Below are 21,718 nucleotides of genomic sequence, written 5' to 3'. Positions count from 1 at the left end.
CTCGATATTTGGAAAGGCACATTTGGTTAAACTAATGTTTCATTTTTAACAGATGCGCAACCAACCTAAGATCGTTAACTTAAGTAGCACGTCAACCACACCGGAGCGTGAAGCTATGAAAGTACTGATTCAATACACCCAAGCAGGGAAATATCGAGATCAAGCGTGGGAGTCTTTAACTCTTCGATCTAAAGGTGATATGCAGGCCGTTACCCCTTCTTATGCTGCCCAACTTATCGAACAAAGCAAAGCGACACTTGTGATGACAGAAGACAGACAGATCATCTTTCACTCCTAAATTCCATCAATCCTATGACGAAAAAGGCCTGCATTGCTGCAGGCCTTTGTATGAGTGAATTAAGAGTTATTTACTGGAAACTCACTGCAGTTGGTAGGCGATCAAGCATCTTGTAGTAATCACCAGCCACAGCGCCGATATCACCACGCAAATACGCTTGAATCATATTGAGATCTTTCAGCCAAAGTTCTTTGTCAGCATCTGAAGACGCCATGTACCCTGCGTACACATTGTCGACCGCGAACATCATGTCTTCGGCGTGATCGTTGTAAATCAAAAGCATCGCATCTGTGTAAGCTTCGAACGCTTTCAGCTCATCGTGCGCTTTACCACCTTTATAGCTCAATGTGCCTGAAGTTGCATCGATGACCAAATCACCCGAAGTCACATTCGCTGTCGTAAAGTTGATGAAAGACTGGCTAAACGACAGCACACCTGCCGCAATATCCGCATCAATGGTTCGCTTCATTGCGTTGACCATTGGCGCATCCAGCAGCAATACAGGATCGTGGAACGCTGGGACAATCGCTGTTCGGAATGGCCCCCAAGCACTATCGATGCTCTCTGCGACCTTGTTTAGTGTTGCAGGCTCATAGCTATCTAGGTAAGTTTTTAGATCGTAACCTTTGGACGTCACCAGTTGATTTGCGTAGTCGTAAGCCAGCTTGTTTGCTTTTGTTGCCACAAACTTCTCGCCGTCGATAACAAACTCAACCTTGTCACCCGCGATAATACCGTAGCGGTCTTGTTGCTTCGTAAACGTATCAAACTGAGATTGACCACGAGTCTTCACTGTGTAGTCGTAAGACTTCATTTGGCGCACACCCATTCTCAAGATGACATCGCCAACACGTCCGCGGCCTTCTGCACCAATATCAAGGAATCTTGCAATACCACGAGGCATTGGTGGTAGGGACTCCATTTGCTCAGTGATGTGTAGGTTCACGGTAACACCTTTTAGATTGGTGTATTCCTTACCGTCTTTACCCACCAATTTAACTGGCGTATTTAACGCATCATTTGCCACGACGTTGCCCATGATGTCTTCGTATTCAGCTTGCACCCCAGGGATATCAAGCAGCGATGCAAAGCTCACCTCATCGGTAAAACGGTTCGAGAATCGACGTGCTAAGAAGTGGCTCGCAAGCGCTTTGTCTGGCCAGTTACCCAACACAGACACCGCATTTGACCAAGGGTAATCCGGGTCAAAGCTACCAATTGAGTTTAGGAAGCGTCCATTCGCAGTTTCCGCAACAGCTATATAGCCCTCATCTGAATCTTCGATAAAGCGTGCTGCCAAATCATCAAAACAGCTGGCTGTTGAAAGATCGTAATCAGCCGGAATTTGGTGTGAGTTGTTGTCTAACAGTTGACCAAAAGAAATCACTTTTTGGTTGCCTGCCGCATTTTCTATCACACATTGATGCTCTGGTGTGCGCAAGATATCAAGGAAGAACGCCGCGGATTTTTTCGCCCCATTCGCGTAATCACAGAACCATGAGTTATCGGCTTTGCCTTCGCTACAGTATTGAGGGTTTGAAGCAATGCGCAATAAGAAATCACCCGGCTTATCCGTTGACGAAGTGTAACCCAGATTGGTGTACAGGTTATCGATGCGCTCAAGATCTTCCATCTTGTCACGGATAGCGCTCATTTCCATATAACGACGCACTAAGTAACCAGGATAATCGGACGAGAATAATCCCGTCGTCCCATATAACTCCAAGTTGCGTCGATCATAGCTATCGAGATAGTTCTGCCACTCGTAAGAAACAATTTCTTCTAGGTTTGTACCTTCGTCAAAACGGTTACAGTCGCTGTTTAGAGAAACGTTCCCATCGGTACAGAAATCGTAAGACTTACGCTCAATTTCATTCACTTTATCTAGGTAGTAAAGTGCGCCATAACGAGTTTTCGCATTCAGTTCTGGATCATCAGACAACGCGGCGGTATCGAATCGGCTGAAGTCACAGTTGTAGAGTGATTTGCCTTTCTCGTTCCCCGTTAGTGCCTTCACTTCAGAACACACCATCAGCGATGTGTTGTCTGGATTGTTGCCAAACTTGTATGCAAAGCTTTGTTGGTAGGCTTGCTGATCAGCGAGGTAACGAGCGTATGCCGCTTTGTCTTCATCGCTCGCACTGTCTGCCGGTTTCGCAATAGGCGCAGGAGCTGAACCTGAAGAACCTTGAATCGTCTCGACTTTACGACCGTAACCAAACTTAAACGCCGCAATATCGTACAGACCCCAAGTTGGCGTTTCATCCAACATGCTTGGTGCGTAGTCCATTGTCGAACTGTAAGCAGGAATGTTGTTCAAACCAAGTTGATGCGCTTGCTCGAGCGTGTAGTAGTTCGCTTTGTCATTTGAGCCTTTAAAGTTATGGCGCAGACCCATGTTATGACCAAGCTCGTGAACAAGCGTATTGCTGTAAGTCGCAACCGTAATCGCATCTGCTGCTTTCACTTGCAACTCTTTTGGCAGGTATTTCCAACGCTTAAGCTGACGCGATACTTCGTGACCGGCGTCATCGAGTTTGATCTCAAAGTAACGCTCGTCATCCAACTTCAAGTTGTCCAACATGGCCTTGTTGGTTGAAGAAACCCACGACGCTTCGATTGGATAGACGTTGTTCTCTGCCCAGAAAGACAAACGGTTCTCTTCAGCTTCAACCACCTTTTCAAACTCCATGTCATCATTGAAGTTTTTCATTAGCTGAGTTGGGCTCTTCGTCGCTGCTTTTCCAGAAACGATGTCTTCTTTTGAAACGAGCGGCGCATGAATGTTTTCATCCGATTTCAGGCTCGCCATCGCCGCCATTGTAGAAAGCGCTTCAATTCTATCCGCGACTTCTGTTTTCACAGATTCGCTGCTGGTTGGCAATGGTTCTAAGCCATCTAAGTCCAGTTGATTACGATTATAGAAACGTGCCAAGTTATCCCAATAGAAAGGCACACCCGTTCTTGCAACACCTGCGTATTGGTTCACGTGGCCTTTGATGATTTCCCCCGTCATCGGGTTAGAAACCGACGGGCCATAGCCAAGCAGACCATTCGCTAAAGGCTCGTCAATCAGGTTAATCACGTTGTAACGCAGATCACCTGGGTGAATACCAGCCGCTTTGGTTTTGTTCACAATCTCGATTTCAGGCTTGCCTGCATCCGCCCCAAATACATTCAGAGCTTGGTTCATCTTTTCGATCGATTGCAGCGTTGCATCCAAGAACAACTTGTTCTTCTCTTCAAAAAAGTTATCGCTCAAGTAGTATTTGATAGAGCCTTGATCTGGGTTGAAACGATTGAGGTAAACCACATCACGGTCGTATTTATTCGTGACTGGGTTAAGCTTTTTCGTCGACGTGGTGAAGAAACCAATGTCGTTCTCATCACCCACTGGGTACAAGATCGGTTGGTAACCTTCGGTTGCCACTTCACTTTCGTGCACTAACGAATAGTAGAACCGAGATTTAAACGCGCCATCCACAAGCGCTTCATCCAAGCTCGCTTTCGTTGCAAAGTTGATGTAGTCGGAAATATTATCTAAATCGATACGGAACGTGCGCTCTAGTTCGAAATTGAGAAGACCGTTTTTAGGGTCAAAGTCCCACGAGATCAATCGTGGTGCGCCAATTTCATCAATGCCCTCAGTAATGCCATACAGATCTTCCATATTGAATTCTGCAATTTCGAGATCTTCAGGACGAGGAGTGAAGTGGGTTTTCTTCTTGTAGTTTAGGCTTGCGTCTTCGTTGGTTTCTTCTTTGTTGGTGCAATCACCATGCGCGTCTTCTTGACAGCGATACGCCGCAAAGTCACCCGGAATCGTCAGCACTTGCGCGAAGTTAACGCCGTCGTCGTCTGCGACAAATTTCTCTTCACCGCAGTAGTTATTAGCATCTTTGCTTAGATGCGCGTCTGGGTAGTTTTTATCGTAACTGCGAACTTCCAGACCTTCTTTGGTAAAACAAAGCTCAACGTAACGAGGTGAACCTTGCAAGAATGGGAATTGGTTCAGAGCAAAGCGTGGCGCGGCACCAGTCGTCGGAACGTAAAACCAACGACCGTCTTTAAGCTCTTTTACTGCGACTTCTTTTGCATCTCTTTCGACATAGTCATACGCCTGATCATCTGCGCCACAGCCTGCAAGTGCGGCCGTTATTGCTGACACCAGAGTCAATTTTTTAAACATTATTTGGATATCCTTAATTGTTGTTATTTTCCTAGAAGGAGTAAGTCACTGTCGCGATGTAAGACGCTTTCTCTTGGTCCAACAAATCGATGTTGCCCAAGGTGCCTCGCTCTGCATCTTGATAGAAACCCGTTGATGACGCCGCGAGTACCAATGACCAGCTTTCATCAAACTCGTATGTGCCGTACAACGCCCCTTCATACTGCCAACTGCTTCTGCGCGTACCTTGATAACTGATGCTGTTACCACCTAACGCCGTGATCCCCACTGCGAACGATTCCCACGACTTTTCCGCAACAGCAAACAATGAGTAAGTCCACTCAGTCAGCGAGCGTCCCCCATGGTTTTATATTCGTGGAAATTTTTTCTCAGTCTTGGCGAAACCGAAAAATCGACGCTCCAAGCTGAAAAAGAGATCGGCACATCTAAACGAACCGCGGTGTGCAGTTCATCTTTACGAGATGTTTCTGAAGTTGGAATGGTGAGCTGACCCGCAACGCCGATTTTCCCTGTATCTCCAAAGCGATATAGGTTCGTGTATTGCAAGCCCAACACCGAATCTGTCGCGTAGGTGCCGACTTCATCTTCTAGGGCACGATAGCCCCCCGTAGAAAAATAGGCTTTTGTGCCGCTCGAAAAGGAATAAACGAGATCGCCTCCCCACGAGAAATTGCGGACAGAACGGTAGTCGTCTTTATCGTAAATGTTTGTATCGTAAGATAGGTAAACGGCCCCACTAAACTTACAAACAATACAGGACGTGTCTCCTTCATTTTGTGTAGATTCAGGCGTGCTGGTGCTATCAATTACACTCGTTTCCAACGCGAATGATGGCGCTGAAAACAGCGTACCCAACAACATTGCAAGCGGCGTCATCATCCACTTTGTTGTGTGCTGCATGTTTTGAAACTTCCATGAGAATTAAGTTTATTAGAATAAACTTAAAGACAAACAGATTATTGGGATGAAATTCCATAAAAATTCAGATAATCAACCCCAATAAACCTATCAACCATAAAATTACTCTTATGGTTAAATCCTTATTTAATTTTTTAATACTATTTATCTGAGTATTGTCGCGTTCTACTTTGCTTAAAAACGCACTTTAAAATGACTTTTTATAAACAAAGCCACTCACCACAACATTAAAGAAGCAGCAAAGCAACGCCATTAAAAAAAGTTAAAAGACAATTATTATCAACAATTTAAAATCAACAAAAACAGTTAAAATGAATGAGTCAAAATGTATAAGTTAAAATACAATAAAAATATAAGAACATCATTCCGTTTAATTTTAGTCGTTATTGTATTGAGAAAGTTTAATTTTCAATTTCTAAAATTGGTGGGATACACATAAGAGAAATCATCAAAACCATCCGTTGTTAATAATGAATTTCGCATTTAAAACAAAAGATAGAAACAAGATCAAATTCATGTTTTCTAATATATCGATTCAACCTTTCACAAGTTTGAATAGAAAACCAAACTTTCAGTCAATCTAAAAACAACAAAACATTCACCAAGTGAATATTCAAAAGATAAGTCAAAACTAAATAGCACATACGGTCAGCATATTTGTGAATTACTATTCATTAATTATTTTTTCATAAATTAAACATTAATGTGACCAGTTTCACACAATTGAACTGCGTACAACATAAAGTAAACGAAATTTAAGTGTTTACTGACTCAAAACGTGTCGATAGAACAGAGGTTAAACATCGAGCTGAAACACGTATTTCCCACCAAAATTTATTATACATAGCAGTGAGTTACCTGCATCCAAGCGGTTAAAATGCGTACTGATGTGACTCACTTTTGAGAGAGGAACATAAGAAGAGCAAAAGCACTAAAAGAGGATAATGCGATTTGAATAACCAGTGCTTCAAACCGCACTTATGAACTTATGCAGAGAAAGAAAGACTATCAGTTACTGTTGAATGGTTTTATGACCACAGTTTTCGCAGATCAAGTGACGTTCAAATTCATCCATAGAAGCAAGGAAGGCGCCGAACACTACACTTTTGAGAAAGCCAGCGATGAACTCTTTCTTGTTGCGATTTTTATCGCCTTCATAGCCACTTTTCTTTCTAACTAACACCACGACATGATGCGTTTCTACCCCACATGTAGGGCACATGAGGACTTCTGTCTTGTTCGACATCTTGGACTCCTTGACGAATTATCCCTTTCTGATGGCATGATTCTCTTACGCCCGTAAAGCGAGTCATCATGCCATCACTATCGATTCTTACTCTTCTTCGTTGAGACGACGAATCAACTTAGCTGGCGTGCCTCCGTATAGACAATCTGGCGGCACATCATGGTTGACTACCGAGTTCGCTGCAATCACCGAGCGAGCGCCAACTGTTACACCTTGGTTAATAACGGAGTTACCGCCAATCCACACATCATCTTCAATCGTGATGGGTTTACAAAACGTTTCCCAACGTCGGCGACTGCGGTAATCAACAGAATGAGAAGCGGTATAAAATTGCACGCTCGGTCCAATGAGCACGTGGTTCCCGATGGTAATTTTGGCACCATCGAGCATGACCACGTTCATGTTGATAAAGGTTTCTTCACCTATTTCGATGGTCTTACCAAATTCACAATGAAAAGGGGCCTGGACAATACAACGGCCTACCTTGCCAAATAGCTGCTTTTGCAATTCGTCGCGCTGACTTTCGTCGGTGTTATTATTGAGCGCTCTAAGTGCTTGAAGAGCATGGCTTCTAATGGCGTCAATTTCTTTGTCCATGCCATCAAAGACCTGGCCAGACATCATTTTTTCTAGTTCTGTCACTGGAAGACTCCTACAACCTGCAATTACTGCTTTCAGATTCTTCACAAGGTACGTGAACTGCGAAATAAAAAAAGAGAAAAGCCCGGACTTTTCTCTTTCCTGTTTTTATATTTTGTGGAGTCTGTCGGCTTACACAATTTCCCAGCTGTGGGTCATCTCAACACCTTCACCTAGCATTAAGCAAACCGAGCAGTATTTTTCTAGCGAGTCAGCCGCCACTTTTGCTACGACTTCTGGGTCAAGCTCGTCACCTGACACTTCAAAGTGGATATTCACTTGCGTAAAGATACGCGGCGCGGTTTCACGACGCTCTGTGGTTAGCTTGGCATTAACTGACGAAACCTTTTGGCCTGCTGTTTTCAAACCATCAACAACATCGACAGAGCTACAGCCACCAGCAGCCATTAGTACCATTTCCATTGGGCTTGGTGCGGTTGCACCACCATTGCCATCCATCACTACGGAGTGGCCCGACTGAGATTGCCCAAGGAATTTAAAATCTTCTATCCATTTAACTTCAGCTTGCATGATTTACCTCATTTAGCATCGCTTATTCAAGGCATCGTTGCCCTTACTAGCGGTGTGTTTCTTGTCGATACTTTAGCTCTATCGCATAAAAGGGCAACGGAATTTTCAACATTACTGTAATTTTTTCGCTCGGTTACCTTTCTCTATACGTAACACTTTTTATTTAAGTAACACTTTCTACAAAATAACGATGAGGTAGCTATGAAGAATATGTCTAAGTTATTGGCCGGTTTCTCCTTCGCACTTCCAGTCTTGTTTCTACTATTGAGTAAAACAGGTACCGCCGATACGATGGATAAGCTGAAGGCTTCAGAGAATACAAGAATCGCAACGCTAGCTGGCGGTTGTTTCTGGTGTACAGAATCGGATTTAGAGCAACTGCCCGGCGTAATCGATGTTGTATCAGGTTATTCAGGTGGTCATATTGAAAACCCGACTTACCGCCAAGTCTCTTCTGGTAAATCTGGTCATATTGAAGTGATTGAGGTGAAGTACGATCCTGCTGTCGTGAACTACGAGCAAGTGCTGGACTACTTCTTCCGTCATATCGACCCTACCGACGATAAAGGTTCATTTGTTGACCGTGGTCCTCAATACCGTCCAGCGATCTTCTACCATAATGCGGAGCAAAAGCAGATTGCTAAGCAGTTTATGATGGAAATCGACAAGGCGATGATCTATCCAAAACCGTTGAAAACAGAGCTGATCGAGTTTGAAAAGTTTTACCCTGCGGAGTCGTACCATCAGGATTACTACAAGAAGAGTAGCTTGAAGTACAAATACTACCGCTACGCATCAGGTCGCGATAAATATCTCGACGAAGTATTTGGTGAAGATCGAAAAGAAAGTCCTAAAACACTTCGACAGTTGATTGAAGAAAAAAAGCTGCTTTCGAAAGTGAAAGCGTACAGTAAACCTGCTCAGTCTGAAATCAAATCAAACTTAACAGAGCTACAGTATTACGTGACGCAAGAAGAAGGCACGGAGCGTCCGTTTGATAATGAATACTGGGACAACAAAGAAGCGGGAATTTATGTGGATATTGTGACCGGTGAACCGCTATTTTCTTCTACTGATAAATACAAATCTGGCACAGGTTGGCCAAGCTTTACTCGACCAATTAACCCGGGTTACATCGTGGAGAAAACCGATTATAAACTGCTCTACCCTAGAACGGAGATCCGCAGTAAGTTTGGTGATTCACACCTAGGTCATGTGTTTAAAGATGGTCCGAAGCCGACGGGATTACGCTATTGTATGAACTCTGCTGCGATGAAATTTGTACCTGTGAACAAGATGGCGAGTTTAGGCTACGGCGATTACCTGTACCTATTTGATAAGTAGTTTTAACCAAATTAGGAGTGAACATTCAGCGCGATGAAAGGTTTTAAATCCAACCTTCCCATGAAAGTCTGTCCGGTCTGTCAGCGCCCATTTTCTTGGAGAAAGAAGTGGGCGCGAAATTGGGAGGAAATCGTTTATTGTTCTGAGCGTTGCCGAAGAAATAAATCAACGAAAACGTAGGTCACTCCGACCCTCTCTGGAGTATGTTATTTCATTTGTATTAACGTTTGTACGCGTTCTCTTACCAAGGTAATAACGTCCCATCATAAGCCCAAAACGCCCCGCTATCTTGCGGGGTTGCTTTTTCTATCAAGCCTAATAAATCCTTAGCAACTCGCTCTGGCGTGAACAACTTTCCCTCTGGGACATTGGTTTGAAAAGGTGCCGACAAAGCGGTATCTGTGGTGCCAGGGTGAAGTGAAAGCACCGTGCCATGTTTGACCACTCTTTGCCATTCGATCGACATGGTTTTTAGGAACATGTTTAATGCGGCTTTCGATGCTCGATAGCTGTACCAACCACCTAACTGATTATCGCTAATGCTGCCAACTTTGGCCGAAATGGTCGCAAACTTGGGTGCAGTACTGCGCTTTAGCTTGGGCGTGAAGTATTTCGCCAACAGCAAACTTGGCAAAGTATTAACCGTGATGGTTTGCTGAAAGAAGTCTGCGTCGAGCGAGCTAAGATTCTTCTCAGGACCTTTCTCTTGGGTGTGCAACATACCAACACAGTTCACCAACCAATCGACGTGTTCAATCTGCTCACTGAACGCTTTTACCTGCTCGTCTTGCGATACATCCACTTGATGCCAAACGACATTTGGGTGTTGCCAATCTGGTTGCTGCTTACGATAAGTGGCATGCACGCGAGCTTGAGGAAACCGAGCTGCGGCTTCTCTCACCATCGCCAAACCAATTCCACCATTGCCACCGACGATGAGTATTTCCATCACAAGTTCTCCACGTTTTCTATGTAGTGCTCTGCGGTATCAAGAATCGCTTGGCGTTGTTGTTCTTCCATGTTGTCCCAAGAGCGGAAAATCATCCCGATTCGTGGATTGGCTGCGAGGCGCTTGTCGTGTTTGTTCATAAAGCGCCAATAAAGGCTGTTAAACGGACACGATCCTTCCCCACTCCTCGCCTTATTGTCGTAATAGCAACCCTTACAGTAGTCGCTCATTTTGTTGATGTAAGAACCACTCGCCGCGTAAGGTTTGGTGCCAACAATGCCGCCATCCGCAAACAATGCCATGCCACGTGTGTTCGGCATTTCGACCCATTCAATCGCATCAACATAGATACCGAGATACCACTCATCCACTTGATCTGGGTCGATCTCGGTTAGCAAGCAAAAGTTACCAGTGACCATCAATCGTTGGATGTGGTGTGCGTAGGCGTAATCGAGGGACTGCCCAATCGCATTGCGCATACAAGCCATTTTAGTTTCACCATTCCAGAAGAAATCTGGCAGCTTTCTTTCTGCGACCAATTCGTTGTTTTTCGGGTAATGAGGCATGTTCGCCCAATAGACCCCTCGAATGTACTCTCGCCATCCTAAGATTTGGCGAATAAACCCTTCAACTTGAGAAATGTCGATGTCCGCGTTGGAATGAAATGCCTTGAGTGAAGCATCAATGACTTCTCTCGGGTGCAGTAATTTGCTGTTAAGCGAGAATGAAATTCGGCTGTGATACAAGCTCCACTTAGCGTCGTGCTGGCCTGTCATGGCATCTTGAAAACGTCCGAATAACGGCAGACAGACTTGGCAGAAATGCGCGAGTAAAGAGAGGCTTTGCGCGCGATTAATCGGCCACAACAAGTCCCCTTCGAGATTTCCGATGGTTTTGATGTCATGTCGTGCCAGCCGCTCAATAATGCCGTGGATGTCAGTACTGAACATCAAAGGTTGTGGCAGTTGTTCAATGTCTTTGGCTTTGAGCTTGTTACGATTATTGGCATCGTAATTCCATTTTCCGCCGACGGGCTTTCCGTCTTGCATCAAGATGTCGAAGCGCTTGCGCATACGGCGGTAAAAGTGCTCCATCATGATGTGTTTACCTTGAGGAAACTGCGATTCTATTTCCTCAAACGGCAACAAAAAATGTTCCGAGTCGACACAACGCGTCACGACCCCATCAAGCTTTAGTTTGGCTAACTGCTCCAGAAGACGGTATTCATCCGGGCGTTGATATTCAAACTTACTTGCACCAACTTCACTCGCGTAGTGTTGCAAGACTTGCTCAAGATCGTCGAAGGATTGTGTGTCATCCAACGTGAGGTGCAGAACTTGGTGACCTTCACTCTGACGCTCTTTCGCAAACTGTTCCATTGCGGAAAAGAACGCACACACTTTCTGAATATGATGCGTGACGTAAGTATTCTCTTGCTTGAGCTCCGCAATCAGGTAAAGCACTTGCTCATCCGGTTGCTGAAACCAAGAGTGCTCACTGTTAAGTTGATCGCCCAAGATCAATCGTACGGTTTCAAATTGCATTACGGTTTCTCCGATGACGAAGCTTTGTCACTGCTGCCCATCACAATCGGCCAATCGACCATGTCTACACTATCCAAATGCGCGCCAGGACAACGACCTTGCCACCTATCGATGAACTCCATGTGCGGGTCGTACATTTCGGTTTGCTTTCCGAGGTTGAATTGTCGTGAACCACGCGGATCAGCACCAACGCCTGCTAAGTATTGCCAATTTCCCCAGTTTGATGCCACATCGTAATCGACCAGTTGTGACTCAAAGTACGCCGCGCCATAACGCCAATCGAGGCCAAGCTCATGCACCAAACAACTGGCAACTAACTGTCTGCCACGATTCGACATATAACCCGTTTCATTAAGTTGGTGCATACACGCATTGACGATAGGAAATGGCGTTTCACCTTTCTTCCATTGTTGAAAACGGTGCGCGTAAAAGCTGGTGAGTGGTGCTCGATTTTGGATGCCACCGAATCGGAAGAGCTGTCGCTTGTGTCGACGGGCATACCAATAAAAGTATTCACGCCAAAGCAGTTCGAAGTAAATCCAGTAGGTTGAATCATTTGCACCATTCTCCGCTTCATAACGTTTCAACATGGCATAAATAGTTTTCGGAGAAACGCACCCATGAGCTAACCAAGGAGAGAACTTGGTTGAGTAATCCATGCCATCTAAACCGTTGCGTGTTTGTTTGTATTCACTGGCTAGTGTGGAAGCAAAATACTGGCGACAATGTTCAAGCCCGCGGCTTTCTCCACCATGAAACGCAGCTTTTGCGTCAAAGTAATATGCAGTAACGGAAGGAAGATTCACACCTAAAGGAATTGGAGGTAACGAACGGATACTCTCGTGGGGCCGAGAGATGTCTAAACCTTCAACTTGCTTTCTAAACTGCGTGAAAGTGGTAGGCAGATTGCTCAAGTCAAATGGCAGTTGTTCTTCCCTTAACAGGGTCCGGATTGCTTGCTGTTTTATTTTTACATGAGAAGCGCCTTCAGCTACGCGATCTAACGCTTGTTGCTCATCCGAACCGGGAAAGGCGTCAGCATATATATGTGTGACGCCGAAGCGATTAACAGCATACTTGATTGCTTGATCGGGCGTTAGTTCAACCGCCCATAATCGCTGACCAAGGTGATTCAAAGATTGATTGAGTTCACTAAGCGATGAGTCGAGAAACTGCAATTTCGCGCGCCCGAAAGAGGCTTCCTGCGCAAAGTGATGCAAGTAAGGCGTCATTGAAGGGTAGCAATACAAGCAAATTAACTCGTCCATTTCTACACTGGCGCTTTTCAACAGTGGGTTGTCGTGCAATCGCAAGTCGTTCGTGAACCAATAAAGTCCTATTTTCTTTTTCAATTCGCACCCTCAGATGTTAATTCTTCGTCTACGAGTTCTTTTCACGGAGACCCTGACGTTAAGCCTTTTGATTTACTTGCTTTTATACGAAAACGAGAGTTTGACGATCATTAGGTTACTAACGTTTACACAGAATCCATTTGCTGGATATCTCAAAACACGCAATACCACCAAATGCCTGTACATGTTTCATACTGATATTTTATAAAATTCGAATCCAACGGTATTGATCACGATCTTAATCACTCATTTTCTATATAAACCATGCAAAAGTGATAAAAATTAAAGCGACATTAGTTAATATCCGTTAATCTAAGCCCAATCCCATTTTGCTAGTACCATCGCAGAAATGACCGACGAGTTTAAGAAATCAACCGCTAATTTAAAAAAAGCGGTCCCACTGATGATCAAAAACCATGTTGCTGCCACGCCAGCCAACTACGCGCTTTGGTATACCTACGTTGACAAGACCATTCCAGAACTCAACTTTGAGTTAGACATGGTGTTAGAAAACTACGGTATTTGCCCGCCAGCAACCAATAAACAGCTTTACAACAACTATGTGGCCAGCAAAGCAGAAACCAGCCTTGAAGATCTTAGAACCAATGTAGAAGTTCTGCTACACGAAGTATCCAGTTCAATGAGCGATACGATTTCAGATACTTCCTCCTTTTCTGAGATGGTAGACAAAAGCTTTAATAAACTGGAAAAAGTTGAGGACAATAGCCTAAGCATTGAAGAAGTGATGGTAGTGATTCGTCAACTTGTCGCAGAGTCACACGAAATTCGTCACTCAACAAAGTTTTTGAATAGCCAATTGACTAACGCGAGTGAAGAAATTTCTCGCCTCAAAAACCAACTGGCTGAAGTACAGCAAGATGCGTTGTTCGATGGTTTGTCAAACCTATACAACCGCCGAGCATTTGACAAAGATCTCTCTTCACTTATTGCATCAAATCAGGCAATGACCTTGATCATGCTTGATATCGATCATTTCAAATCATTTAACGACAATTACGGGCACCTTTTTGGCGATACAGTATTAAAAGCCATTGCCCGCCGGCTACAACAAAGTTGTCGAGATGGGATATGTGCGTACCGTTTTGGTGGTGAAGAATTCGCGTTAATTGTACCTAACAAATCTCTGCGAATTGCTCGCCAATATGCAGACACACTACGCCGGATGATAGAAAAACTGCGTATAAGAGATAAGCGCTCAGGCACACAAGTTCACAGCATTACCGCTTCTTTTGGGGTAGCAGAATTTGAGCCGGGTGATACGCCTGAAGCCTTAATCAATAAAGCCGATAAACAGCTTTATGAAGCAAAACAACTCGGTCGTAACCGCGTGATGCCAATTTAAATAAACTGACTAAGCGAAAACGACTTTTACGATGAAAAAGAAAACCCCGCGACGTAAAGTGCGGGGTTTTTATATCCAATCATGAGTATCTTAATCGACGCTGTAGCAGTAACTTAGAATGTAGTCGTCACCATTTTTTGCGGTATATTCTTTATCTTCACTGCATGCCATCGGCTTACCTTTTTTGTCGCCTTTGATTAGACTTATCCAATGGCGCATCGCGGTTGGTGAATTGCCAGTTAGTTCAGGATGAAACGTCGTGCGAGTTTCCAATTGAATATCGTCAATGTCCACTAATTCCACGCAACCAGTGCCTTTATGACAGCCAAACAGCACTTCTACATGATTGCCCGAATCATCTTTGAACAAAATAGACTTTGGATCTTCCTTTTCACCAGTGTACGCCACGAAGTGTTTTGGGCTTTTCAGGCCGCTGTGTGTACCGTCTTTGAAATAAGCCAAAACATGGCGGTAATCAATCACGTAACTTGATACATCTTGGTGCGACCCGTTCTCCAATGGGAACATGCGGTCAAGGAGTTGCTTCGCTTTTACTTGTTTCTCACTCTGCTGCTCAGCACTTACCGCTTCGACGGCAAATACGGCTTCAGCGATAAATGGGCGTTGTTGTTGTTGCATCTCTTTTTTATCGAAGTTCAGCATATTCATCGTCATATCCTCGCACTTAAAAACTCGTCCTAGAGTAAAAACTTAAATCCTTTATTTAAGTTTCAGGCAATTCTGTGAAGTGGATGGTTAATTTCCTTGCCTGCTCATTATGTAGACTAGCGAAATATTGACTACAATTTCACAACAAAAATTTTACAATGTGAATTTTACAAAATGTCTGTGTCAAAAAGCCTTATTCGTCAGTCTCATTTTCTTGGTACGAAAATTCGTAACCTAAGAAAAAACAACCATTTAACGATGGAAGATTTGTCTGCCCGTTGTGTAAGAATTAATCCAGAGTACGCTCCTTCGGTTTCTTACCTTTCGATGATTGAGCGCGGAAAACGCGTACCGAGTATCGATATGCTCGAAGTGATCGCGGAAGTTTTTCAAAAAGATCCGGCGTGGTTTTTAGATGATGAACCCGAATTAGAAGCCATCACACCCAACAAAGGAAATCGTGGCGGGATTAGTGGCATGGCGTTGGAGCCGAGCTTCCTGTTTTCCAATGATATTCTTCAAATCGCGATACCAGAAATGCTCTCCCAAACAGGTATCACGGGGCGTCAATTCGCCCACTTACTGATCCGCGCACACCAAGAAAACCATCAAAACCATTTTCCTGATTTAGAGCGCGCCGCCGAAGAGGTCGGCTTGAAGCGGCTGAATCTATCTGTAGAAGATCTCGTAGACATTGCAAAGAGTATGGGATTGGATATCCGCTGGGTAGATCGAGCGCCACAAGATGTGATTGATGAACTGGGCGTCAGCGCCAAACAGTTGATTACGTCTTTCATGGAGCCTCCTGGGACTATTTATCTCAATAAACGAATGCGTGACTATCCAACCCGATTGAAGTATGACTTGGCGGTATATATCGGCCATCGAGTGCTCCATAGCAGCGATGCAATGAATAACGTTTTATCTATCGGGCATCAAAACAATTGGGAGCAAATGGACAGCCCTGTGTCGAACTCTGAACTCAATTCGCAAGATATCCTGCAAGCTTGGCGTGATTTTGAGTCCAGCTTCTTTGCCGGTGCCCTACTCTGCCCCAAAGTACCCTTTCGTCAGTTGCTTGACCGTTCTGGTTACGAGATTGATGTTCACAAAAAGGCGGGGGTTTCTCCTTCTGTTGCAATGCGTCGCATGACGGTGGTCTCGCCTTACCCTCATTGGCACTATTTTGATGCCTATGGCCCTGGCAAGTTAAAAGCCGTGTATCGCGGAAATGGTATTCCATTGCCTTGGGGTAACATGCGCAAAGTGAACGACCCTTGCCAGCACTGGGCCGTATTCCGACGCCTTTCCCAGCCTTTGGATACAAGTTCAGCGCAAATTTCGATTTTAAATGTTGGTGACGAGCCACGTATCTACTGCTGCGAATCGGTCAACGTATTTGATCCTGCGGGGAATAATCGGGTGCTATGTGCCGGTATTGATCTTAACCCTGCCATTTCTGCACAAGGTGGCGATGCCGTTTCCATAGCGGAAGAACTTAAGTCCCTTTGTGTCGCTTCCGGCGGAAGTAGTGTTATTCCTCCCCACATCAAAAAAGACTTAACGACTATCGCTAAGATATTAAACATCAACTGGATAGAGCGCGGGATTCAAACCCAAGCAAGGTTGATCTGCTCCAGAGGGGCGGTTTGTCCAAGACAACCTAGTTGTTACAGCAAGTGCGGAGAAGCTGATGAGACGGGCAACGATGTGAATATCATCAGGCTTTAGAAAGAAAAAACGCCAATCACAATAAACGTGATTGGCGGTATATACTTGTGAACAATTTGTATTCACTAACAACGTCAGTTGGCTAGGTGACCCTCGGCTTAATAAGGGTCACTCTAAGTAAAGCACGATGCGTGCCAACTTTAAAAAAGCCGTTTTTTAGTAGATCCAGATGCATATCGTTGCTTTATTAACCATTAATTTCGCAAACTGCATTTGCAAAATGCAACATTATGCAAATATGCCACTGAATGCACTGCTAATAACGACTCTCTCAGCAAAGTGTCTGTGAACATATGAAGTCACATATTCTTGCACCTCAATGATGATGAGATTTCGGGCTCCCAACTTTACCATTCCTCTAACCCCTTATTGAAACTGGGTTCAGGCTCATCCGCCATGCTTTTGTTGATACATTCTCTCATCGGCTATTTTCATCATTTGCTCAGGAGATGACATTTTCGGGTCAAATATCGCGTACCCAATACTGGCTTTCAAATAGATAAGCGTTTCATCGTAAATGACGGGCGTCGAGCATAGCGCTAATCGAAGTTTTTGTAGAAGGGACTGAACATTTTCTTCCGTTCCAGGGTGATGGACTACAACTAAAAACTCATCACCGCCCATTCTGGCCACGATGTCTGATTTACGCAGAGAGCTTTTTACCCTTTCAGCCGTAGCGATTAAAACTTTGTCACCTGCGTCGTGACCATAGGTATCGTTAATGTGTTTAAACCTATCTAGGTCAATATTAATTAAGGCGAAGCTATAACGCTTTTTATAACGTTTCGCTATTTCGAACTGCTGCTTGTAAAACTTCATAAAATAGCGACGGTTTGGTAAATTCGTGAGTTCATCGTGTAAAGCTCTGTCATCTGCAATGGTATACAGTCGATAAATGGCGAACAGCGCGAGGCTAAGTGCGAATATAATGGGATAGCCGATTACTCTAGCTAAATGCAACTGATGCCAAGAGATTTGGCGATCAGCTTTGCCTCCAGAGAAAACCACCATACTCCACCCACCATAAGGAAAATGAACCATCTCTTTTGCATATACCATGCTATTTACACTTTGCGCGCCAAAGAAAGCATCACCAAATGAGCCACCGCTATCGTAACCACGGATCATTAAAGGGTAACGATACGAGAAATCAATTACGCCGGTTTCTCTCATCAGAGCATCGAAATCAATCACCGCACTGATCACTCCCCAGTAGTCCTGATTCATTGGAGGATCAAGAAAAACAGGCACACGCACGATCAAACCTCGGCCACCTTGGATCAATGTAACGGGCCCTGCGATGAAAATTTCTTGTACATCCTTGGCTTTTTGCACCTGTACCCACTGCTGTGGCACTGCGCGGTAATCAAGGCCGATTAGGCGCTCATTACCTTGACGTGGAAATACATGACTAATTACATCATTTTTCGCGATACCGATGATTGTAATATGTTTACTTTTATTTAGGATTCGGTGAGCGGCGATACTCAATTCTTCTTCTTGATTTTTAGGAAGTAACGTAATGAGTGTCGCTAAAGTACTGGCTTTGTAGATATCCGCCATAAGTACCGCTTCCAAATTGGAACGGAGAATGGAAAGTTGTTCTTTGGCCTCAACTTGAACTCGCTCTTTGTGAAGCTCTTGCTGGTTTCGATTTAACAGCTCAATAACCCCAATACACAAAGCGAAAAAGGTGAGGAAGAACAATGCAAAATAGCATCGCTTTCTGGGTAAATAACGCATTTTCTCCCCACAACTCGTATACAACTACGAGATTTTTTATTTATTGTTAAAATTCTTATTATCACAAGAATAACCAATCATAATCAGAAAGGTAACAGTGATTGACAACTTTTATGTTTTAGGTGTGAGATGATGCATCAACAAGGCGATTTATTTGGCGGCGATCTATGGCAAGAAGTAGAAAGAGGAAAACTTTATTATGATCCTCATTTTCTTAGCCATCTTGAGGCGGATAATTACTTTGACCAACTTCGAAAGACACTGCCATGGCACCAAGAACACATTACTATGTTCGGCAAGTCAGTACTTCAACCTCGCTTACAAGCGTGGCACGGTGATGCAGCATATACTTACTCAGGCTTAACCATGCAGCCTCACCCTTGGACTCCTGAGTTAACTCAGCTCAAAGTGCGTTGTGAATCAGTTGCTGATGTCACTTTTAATTCTGTTCTCGCTAACTTATATCGACACGGGCAAGACTCAATGGGCTGGCACCAAGATAATGAACCAGAGTTAGGTAGAAACCCTGTTATCGCATCTTTGAACTTAGGTGAAACACGTCGATTTTTGCTTAGAAATTTACATTGTAAAACTGAGATTGAATATGAGCTTTCTCACGGCTCCTTACTGATTATGGCTGGCGAGCTCCAGCATCACTGGAAGCACTGCGTACCAAAAACCGCGAAAACCAAAGATGAACGTATCAACCTGACTTTTAGGCAAATTTTCAACTATTGACTCAGCTTTTACATTCTCAATTAATATTGATGGTAGGTTTAGGTTCAGGACTTCATAGGGAATGGATTTATGCGTATTAAACCTCTTAGCTTAGCGGTCTTACTCTCTTGCTCACTTACCTTTGCTGCTCAGGCATCACAGGAAGACGTACCGCTTCTCGATAATACTCAATCAGCGCAGTTGATTCGTAGTACCTACGAACAAGAACTGTTCACTTTCCCGGCGTTTAAAGAGGGCCATTTTGGCTTACGCATGTACCGCCAAACATTAGATGAGAAATATCACGCTGCCATTTGGACCGACATGGCACAAGTAGCCAGCCGGTTAAACCAATTTGCTAATGAAGTCGTTGAACCAGAAGACATCATTCTCTATTCATCTCAAAGGTTGACCACGTATCAAGAGAAAGAAACCGAACGAGGGCAGCGACGCTATACCGTGACTAAACACCATCCTGAGTACCTTTATCTTGGTGTGGATTTGCTTGGCGCAATGGCAAGAGCAAACGAATATGGCCTACAACATAAACAAGACAAAACGCTGAGAAAAATTATTAGGCGCTACGATTTCTCGCGTTACGTTACGGACAAAGAGATGATAGAGGCATGGGCAGCTCAGCTTGCAAACCAAGTCTACTGGCTTCGTCAGCTAGGAGAGCAAGATGTGGTCGAGGAATTCACTCAAACCTTCCGGAACACCTACCCCGACGATAACGATAAGATGCTTTCAGCTCAGCAGTATTGGAACAAACTCTATGGTATGACGCACATCATCTTTGCCGATTCACAGTATTATCAGGAGCGAGTAAGCGAGAAGAAACACCAATGGATTTATGATTACTTTCGCAACAACATCGACACTATCCTACTGCGCGCCAAAGAAGACGTGATTGCGGAAGTCGGCATTTCGTTTTTGTTAGCAGGCTTGGACCATGATCCGGTCGTAAAGAAGACCCGCCAAGCCATTCGTCATGCAATCAACGCAGAAAAAGGGATGATTCCGTCGGTCGACGGTAACTTTGATCTCAAGTACGGCGAACACCGTAACGTGCTAGCCATCATGCTGCTCGATTGGAAAGGGGTACATAAAGCGCCAACTTATCAAGAGCACCCAGAGGCTTTTAAATCGATACCTTACGGCTTAATGCCCAAGCCTTAGAAATAACAAAACCCGCCATTTAGGCGGGTTTTGAGTGTGGATCTTCAATCTAAATTAGAGAGAGATAAAAATGCCCGCTAAGCAAGCACTCATCAGGTTAGCGAGTGTACCAGCAGCAACCGCTTTTAGGCCTAGACTTGCAACATCTTTGCGGCGCTCAGGTGCCATCACGCCGATAGAACCCAACTGAATCGCAATTGAGCCAATGTTCGCAAAACCACACAACGCAAAAGTGATAATAATTTGAGTATGCTCAGACAGTGTCGCTTTGTGCTGCACAAAATCGATAAACGCAACAAACTCATTCATCACCACTTTCTGACCAATGTATGAACCCGCAGCTAGAATTTCGTGGCTTGGCACACCAATCAACCACGCTAGAGGTGCAAACAAATAACCAAAAATCGCTTGTAGCGTTACGCCAGAGAAACCAAGTATCTCGCCCAAGTTTTCTAGCCCCGTGTTCACCATCGCGATAACACTCACGAAAGCGATAAGCATGGTACCAACAGCAACGGCAACTTTCATACCGCCCATGGCACCGCTTGCTAGCGCATCAATAACGTTACTTTCTTCTGATTTATCTAGCTCAATATTGTTGTAATCGCTTGGCGTTTGACGCTCAGGAACGATGATTTTTGCCATCATCAAACTACCTGGTGCTGCCATAAAGCTTGCCGCGATCAAGTATTTGAGGTCGACACCCAAACCAGCATAACCACCAAGCACACTGCCCGCCACTGAAGCCATACCACCAGCCATCACAGCAAACAGTTCAGAGCGAGTCATGTTAGAAAGAAATGGACGAATAAGAAGTGGTGACTCGCCTTGAGATAAGAAAATGTTCCCTGTTGCAACCAAAGACTCTGCTTTACTCGTACCCAAGAACTTCTGGATAGCGCCGCCAATAAATTGAATCACTTTTTGCATAATGCCCAAATAGTAAAGGGCGGAGATAAGAGCACTGAAGAAGATGATGATAGGAAGGACACGGATAGCGAAGATAAAGCCAGAAGAAGCGAGGTCACCAAAGAGGAATTTAATCCCCTCATCAGCAAAGCTGAGTAGCCCCGCGACACCATTACTTAAACTCGCCAGCGCCGCTTGACCCAACGGGAAATAGAGCACCAAAGCAGCAAACCCCATTTGTAGCATCAAGGCGCGAGATACAGTTTTCCAATTGATGGAAGAACGACCCTCAGAAAGTAGGAAAGCACAACCTAGCAGTGCAACAATACCAAATAGACTAAATAGAACACTCATGAGCTGGACCTACTAAACGTTGAAAAAGAAAAAAGAGCCAAAG

Annotated in this window: 17 protein-coding genes and 1 pseudogene; 7 read left to right on the top strand and 11 right to left on the bottom strand. The window is 44.4% G+C overall.

The features are described 5' to 3' along the window. Positions 1-115 precede the first annotated feature (115 nt). Entirely contained in the window at positions 116-298 is a 183-nt protein-coding gene (locus R7Q39_RS09470) for a hypothetical protein (RefSeq protein WP_042523437.1), read from the top strand. A gap of 70 nt (positions 299-368) precedes the next feature. On the opposite strand, the gene R7Q39_RS09465 is transcribed toward R7Q39_RS09470, so the two are convergent. The 5 genes and pseudogenes from R7Q39_RS09465 to R7Q39_RS09445 form a co-directional block, all read right to left on the bottom strand. Further along, positions 369-4,487: a M66 family metalloprotease gene (locus R7Q39_RS09465; protein WP_262644476.1), complete on the bottom strand. Its 4,119-nt coding sequence runs from the start codon at positions 4,485-4,487 to the stop codon at positions 369-371. Between the two features lie 31 nt (positions 4,488-4,518). Further along, a pseudogene (locus R7Q39_RS09460) lies at positions 4,519-5,387 on the bottom strand (hypothetical protein). Positions 5,388-6,417: 1,030 nt separating this feature from the next. Further along, the gene (locus tag R7Q39_RS09455) at positions 6,418-6,651 is read right to left on the bottom strand and encodes a hypothetical protein (protein WP_005497910.1); all 234 of its coding nucleotides are present in this window, start codon (positions 6,649-6,651) and stop codon (positions 6,418-6,420) included. 87 nt (positions 6,652-6,738) lie between these two features. Then, a complete protein-coding gene (locus R7Q39_RS09450; RefSeq protein WP_042523386.1) occupies positions 6,739-7,293 on the bottom strand; it encodes a sugar O-acetyltransferase in 555 nt (184 codons plus the stop codon). Positions 7,294-7,422: 129 nt separating this feature from the next. Beyond that, entirely contained in the window at positions 7,423-7,821 is a 399-nt protein-coding gene (locus R7Q39_RS09445; RefSeq protein ID WP_005374132.1) for an OsmC family protein, read from the bottom strand. A gap of 201 nt (positions 7,822-8,022) precedes the next feature. On the opposite strand from R7Q39_RS09445, the gene msrB reads away from it, so the two are divergent. Together msrB and R7Q39_RS09435 are read left to right on the top strand one after the other, a co-directional pair. Further along, positions 8,023-9,165: a peptide-methionine (R)-S-oxide reductase MsrB gene (msrB, locus tag R7Q39_RS09440; protein WP_005374134.1), complete on the top strand. Its 1,143-nt coding sequence runs from the start codon at positions 8,023-8,025 to the stop codon at positions 9,163-9,165. A 33-nt stretch (positions 9,166-9,198) separates the two neighbouring features. After that, on the top strand, positions 9,199-9,345 hold the full coding sequence (locus R7Q39_RS09435; RefSeq protein WP_005374142.1) for a DUF2256 domain-containing protein: 147 nt from the start codon (positions 9,199-9,201) through the stop codon (positions 9,343-9,345). A 61-nt stretch (positions 9,346-9,406) separates the two neighbouring features. Here the strand turns inward: R7Q39_RS09435 and R7Q39_RS09430 are convergent, their stop codons facing one another. The 3 genes from R7Q39_RS09430 to R7Q39_RS09420 are packed head-to-tail and all read right to left on the bottom strand — an operon-like array spanning position 9,407 to position 13,010. Next, positions 9,407-10,114: an SDR family oxidoreductase gene (locus tag R7Q39_RS09430; protein ID WP_017819732.1), complete on the bottom strand. Its 708-nt coding sequence runs from the start codon at positions 10,112-10,114 to the stop codon at positions 9,407-9,409. Then, the gene (locus R7Q39_RS09425) at positions 10,114-11,658 is read right to left on the bottom strand and encodes a cryptochrome/photolyase family protein (RefSeq protein WP_238855209.1); all 1,545 of its coding nucleotides are present in this window, start codon (positions 11,656-11,658) and stop codon (positions 10,114-10,116) included. The genes R7Q39_RS09430 and R7Q39_RS09425 overlap by 1 nt, the downstream gene beginning before the upstream one ends. Beyond that, positions 11,658-13,010 carry a DASH family cryptochrome gene (locus R7Q39_RS09420; RefSeq protein WP_318076017.1) on the bottom strand — a complete coding sequence of 451 codons (1,353 nt, stop codon included), beginning with the start codon at positions 13,008-13,010 and terminating at the stop codon, positions 11,658-11,660. The genes R7Q39_RS09425 and R7Q39_RS09420 overlap by 1 nt, the downstream gene beginning before the upstream one ends. 349 nt (positions 13,011-13,359) lie before the next feature. Here R7Q39_RS09420 and R7Q39_RS09415 point away from each other — a divergent pair, with 349 nt between their 5' ends. Next, the gene (locus tag R7Q39_RS09415; protein WP_047102820.1) at positions 13,360-14,373 is read left to right on the top strand and encodes a GGDEF domain-containing protein; all 1,014 of its coding nucleotides are present in this window, start codon (positions 13,360-13,362) and stop codon (positions 14,371-14,373) included. 90 nt (positions 14,374-14,463) lie between these two features. On the opposite strand, the gene R7Q39_RS09410 is transcribed toward R7Q39_RS09415, so the two are convergent. After that, positions 14,464-15,042, bottom strand: coding sequence for a malate synthase (locus R7Q39_RS09410; RefSeq protein WP_054574506.1), 579 nt, complete (start codon positions 15,040-15,042; stop codon positions 14,464-14,466). 174 nt (positions 15,043-15,216) lie between these two features. Here R7Q39_RS09410 and R7Q39_RS09405 point away from each other — a divergent pair, with 174 nt between their 5' ends. Next, positions 15,217-16,773, top strand: a complete 1,557-nt coding sequence (locus R7Q39_RS09405) for a DUF3612 domain-containing protein (RefSeq protein ID WP_213889628.1) — start codon at positions 15,217-15,219, stop codon at positions 16,771-16,773. A gap of 387 nt (positions 16,774-17,160) precedes the next feature. Here the strand turns inward: R7Q39_RS09405 and R7Q39_RS09400 are convergent, their stop codons facing one another. Further along, positions 17,161-18,516: a diguanylate cyclase gene (locus tag R7Q39_RS09400; protein WP_021035911.1), complete on the bottom strand. Its 1,356-nt coding sequence runs from the start codon at positions 18,514-18,516 to the stop codon at positions 17,161-17,163. A 132-nt stretch (positions 18,517-18,648) separates the two neighbouring features. Here R7Q39_RS09400 and R7Q39_RS09395 point away from each other — a divergent pair, with 132 nt between their 5' ends. Together R7Q39_RS09395 and R7Q39_RS09390 are read left to right on the top strand one after the other, a co-directional pair. After that, positions 18,649-19,254: an alpha-ketoglutarate-dependent dioxygenase AlkB family protein gene (locus R7Q39_RS09395; RefSeq protein ID WP_005374161.1), complete on the top strand. Its 606-nt coding sequence runs from the start codon at positions 18,649-18,651 to the stop codon at positions 19,252-19,254. A gap of 69 nt (positions 19,255-19,323) precedes the next feature. After that, entirely contained in the window at positions 19,324-20,412 is a 1,089-nt protein-coding gene (locus tag R7Q39_RS09390) for a DUF3541 domain-containing protein (protein WP_137282864.1), read from the top strand. A 54-nt stretch (positions 20,413-20,466) separates the two neighbouring features. On the opposite strand, the gene R7Q39_RS09385 is transcribed toward R7Q39_RS09390, so the two are convergent. After that, a complete protein-coding gene (locus R7Q39_RS09385; protein WP_017635515.1) occupies positions 20,467-21,675 on the bottom strand; it encodes a NupC/NupG family nucleoside CNT transporter in 1,209 nt (402 codons plus the stop codon). Positions 21,676-21,718 lie beyond the last annotated feature (43 nt).

Origin of the sequence: Vibrio sp. 947 (assembly GCF_033339115.1) — a bacterium.
Taxonomy (GTDB): domain Bacteria; phylum Pseudomonadota; class Gammaproteobacteria; order Enterobacterales; family Vibrionaceae; genus Vibrio; species Vibrio alginolyticus.
Note: the sequence above shows the minus strand (reverse complement) of the source record. Positions and strands in the feature narration are given on the sequence as shown.

Excerpts from the sequence above, each read along its gene's own strand:
- R7Q39_RS09415 (WP_047102820.1), top strand. The coding sequence starts at position 13,360 with ATGACCGACGAGTTTAAGAAATCAACCGCTAATTTAAAAAAAGCGGTC.
- R7Q39_RS09425 (WP_238855209.1), bottom strand. The coding sequence starts at position 11,658 with ATGCAATTTGAAACCGTACGATTGATCTTGGGCGATCAACTTAACAGT.
- R7Q39_RS09410 (WP_054574506.1), bottom strand. The coding sequence starts at position 15,042 with ATGAATATGCTGAACTTCGATAAAAAAGAGATGCAACAACAACAACGC.
- msrB (WP_005374134.1), top strand. The coding sequence starts at position 8,023 with ATGAAGAATATGTCTAAGTTATTGGCCGGTTTCTCCTTCGCACTTCCA.
- R7Q39_RS09395 (WP_005374161.1), top strand. The coding sequence starts at position 18,649 with ATGCATCAACAAGGCGATTTATTTGGCGGCGATCTATGGCAAGAAGTA.
- R7Q39_RS09405 (WP_213889628.1), top strand. The coding sequence starts at position 15,217 with ATGTCTGTGTCAAAAAGCCTTATTCGTCAGTCTCATTTTCTTGGTACG.
- R7Q39_RS09455 (WP_005497910.1), bottom strand. The coding sequence starts at position 6,651 with ATGTCGAACAAGACAGAAGTCCTCATGTGCCCTACATGTGGGGTAGAA.
- R7Q39_RS09390 (WP_137282864.1), top strand. The coding sequence starts at position 19,324 with ATGCGTATTAAACCTCTTAGCTTAGCGGTCTTACTCTCTTGCTCACTT.
- R7Q39_RS09465 (WP_262644476.1), bottom strand. The coding sequence starts at position 4,487 with ATGTTTAAAAAATTGACTCTGGTGTCAGCAATAACGGCCGCACTTGCA.
- R7Q39_RS09430 (WP_017819732.1), bottom strand. The coding sequence starts at position 10,114 with ATGGAAATACTCATCGTCGGTGGCAATGGTGGAATTGGTTTGGCGATG.
- R7Q39_RS09470 (WP_042523437.1), top strand. The coding sequence starts at position 116 with ATGAAAGTACTGATTCAATACACCCAAGCAGGGAAATATCGAGATCAA.
- R7Q39_RS09445 (WP_005374132.1), bottom strand. The coding sequence starts at position 7,821 with ATGCAAGCTGAAGTTAAATGGATAGAAGATTTTAAATTCCTTGGGCAA.
- R7Q39_RS09435 (WP_005374142.1), top strand. The coding sequence starts at position 9,199 with ATGAAAGGTTTTAAATCCAACCTTCCCATGAAAGTCTGTCCGGTCTGT.
- R7Q39_RS09400 (WP_021035911.1), bottom strand. The coding sequence starts at position 18,516 with ATGCGTTATTTACCCAGAAAGCGATGCTATTTTGCATTGTTCTTCCTC.
- R7Q39_RS09385 (WP_017635515.1), bottom strand. The coding sequence starts at position 21,675 with ATGAGTGTTCTATTTAGTCTATTTGGTATTGTTGCACTGCTAGGTTGT.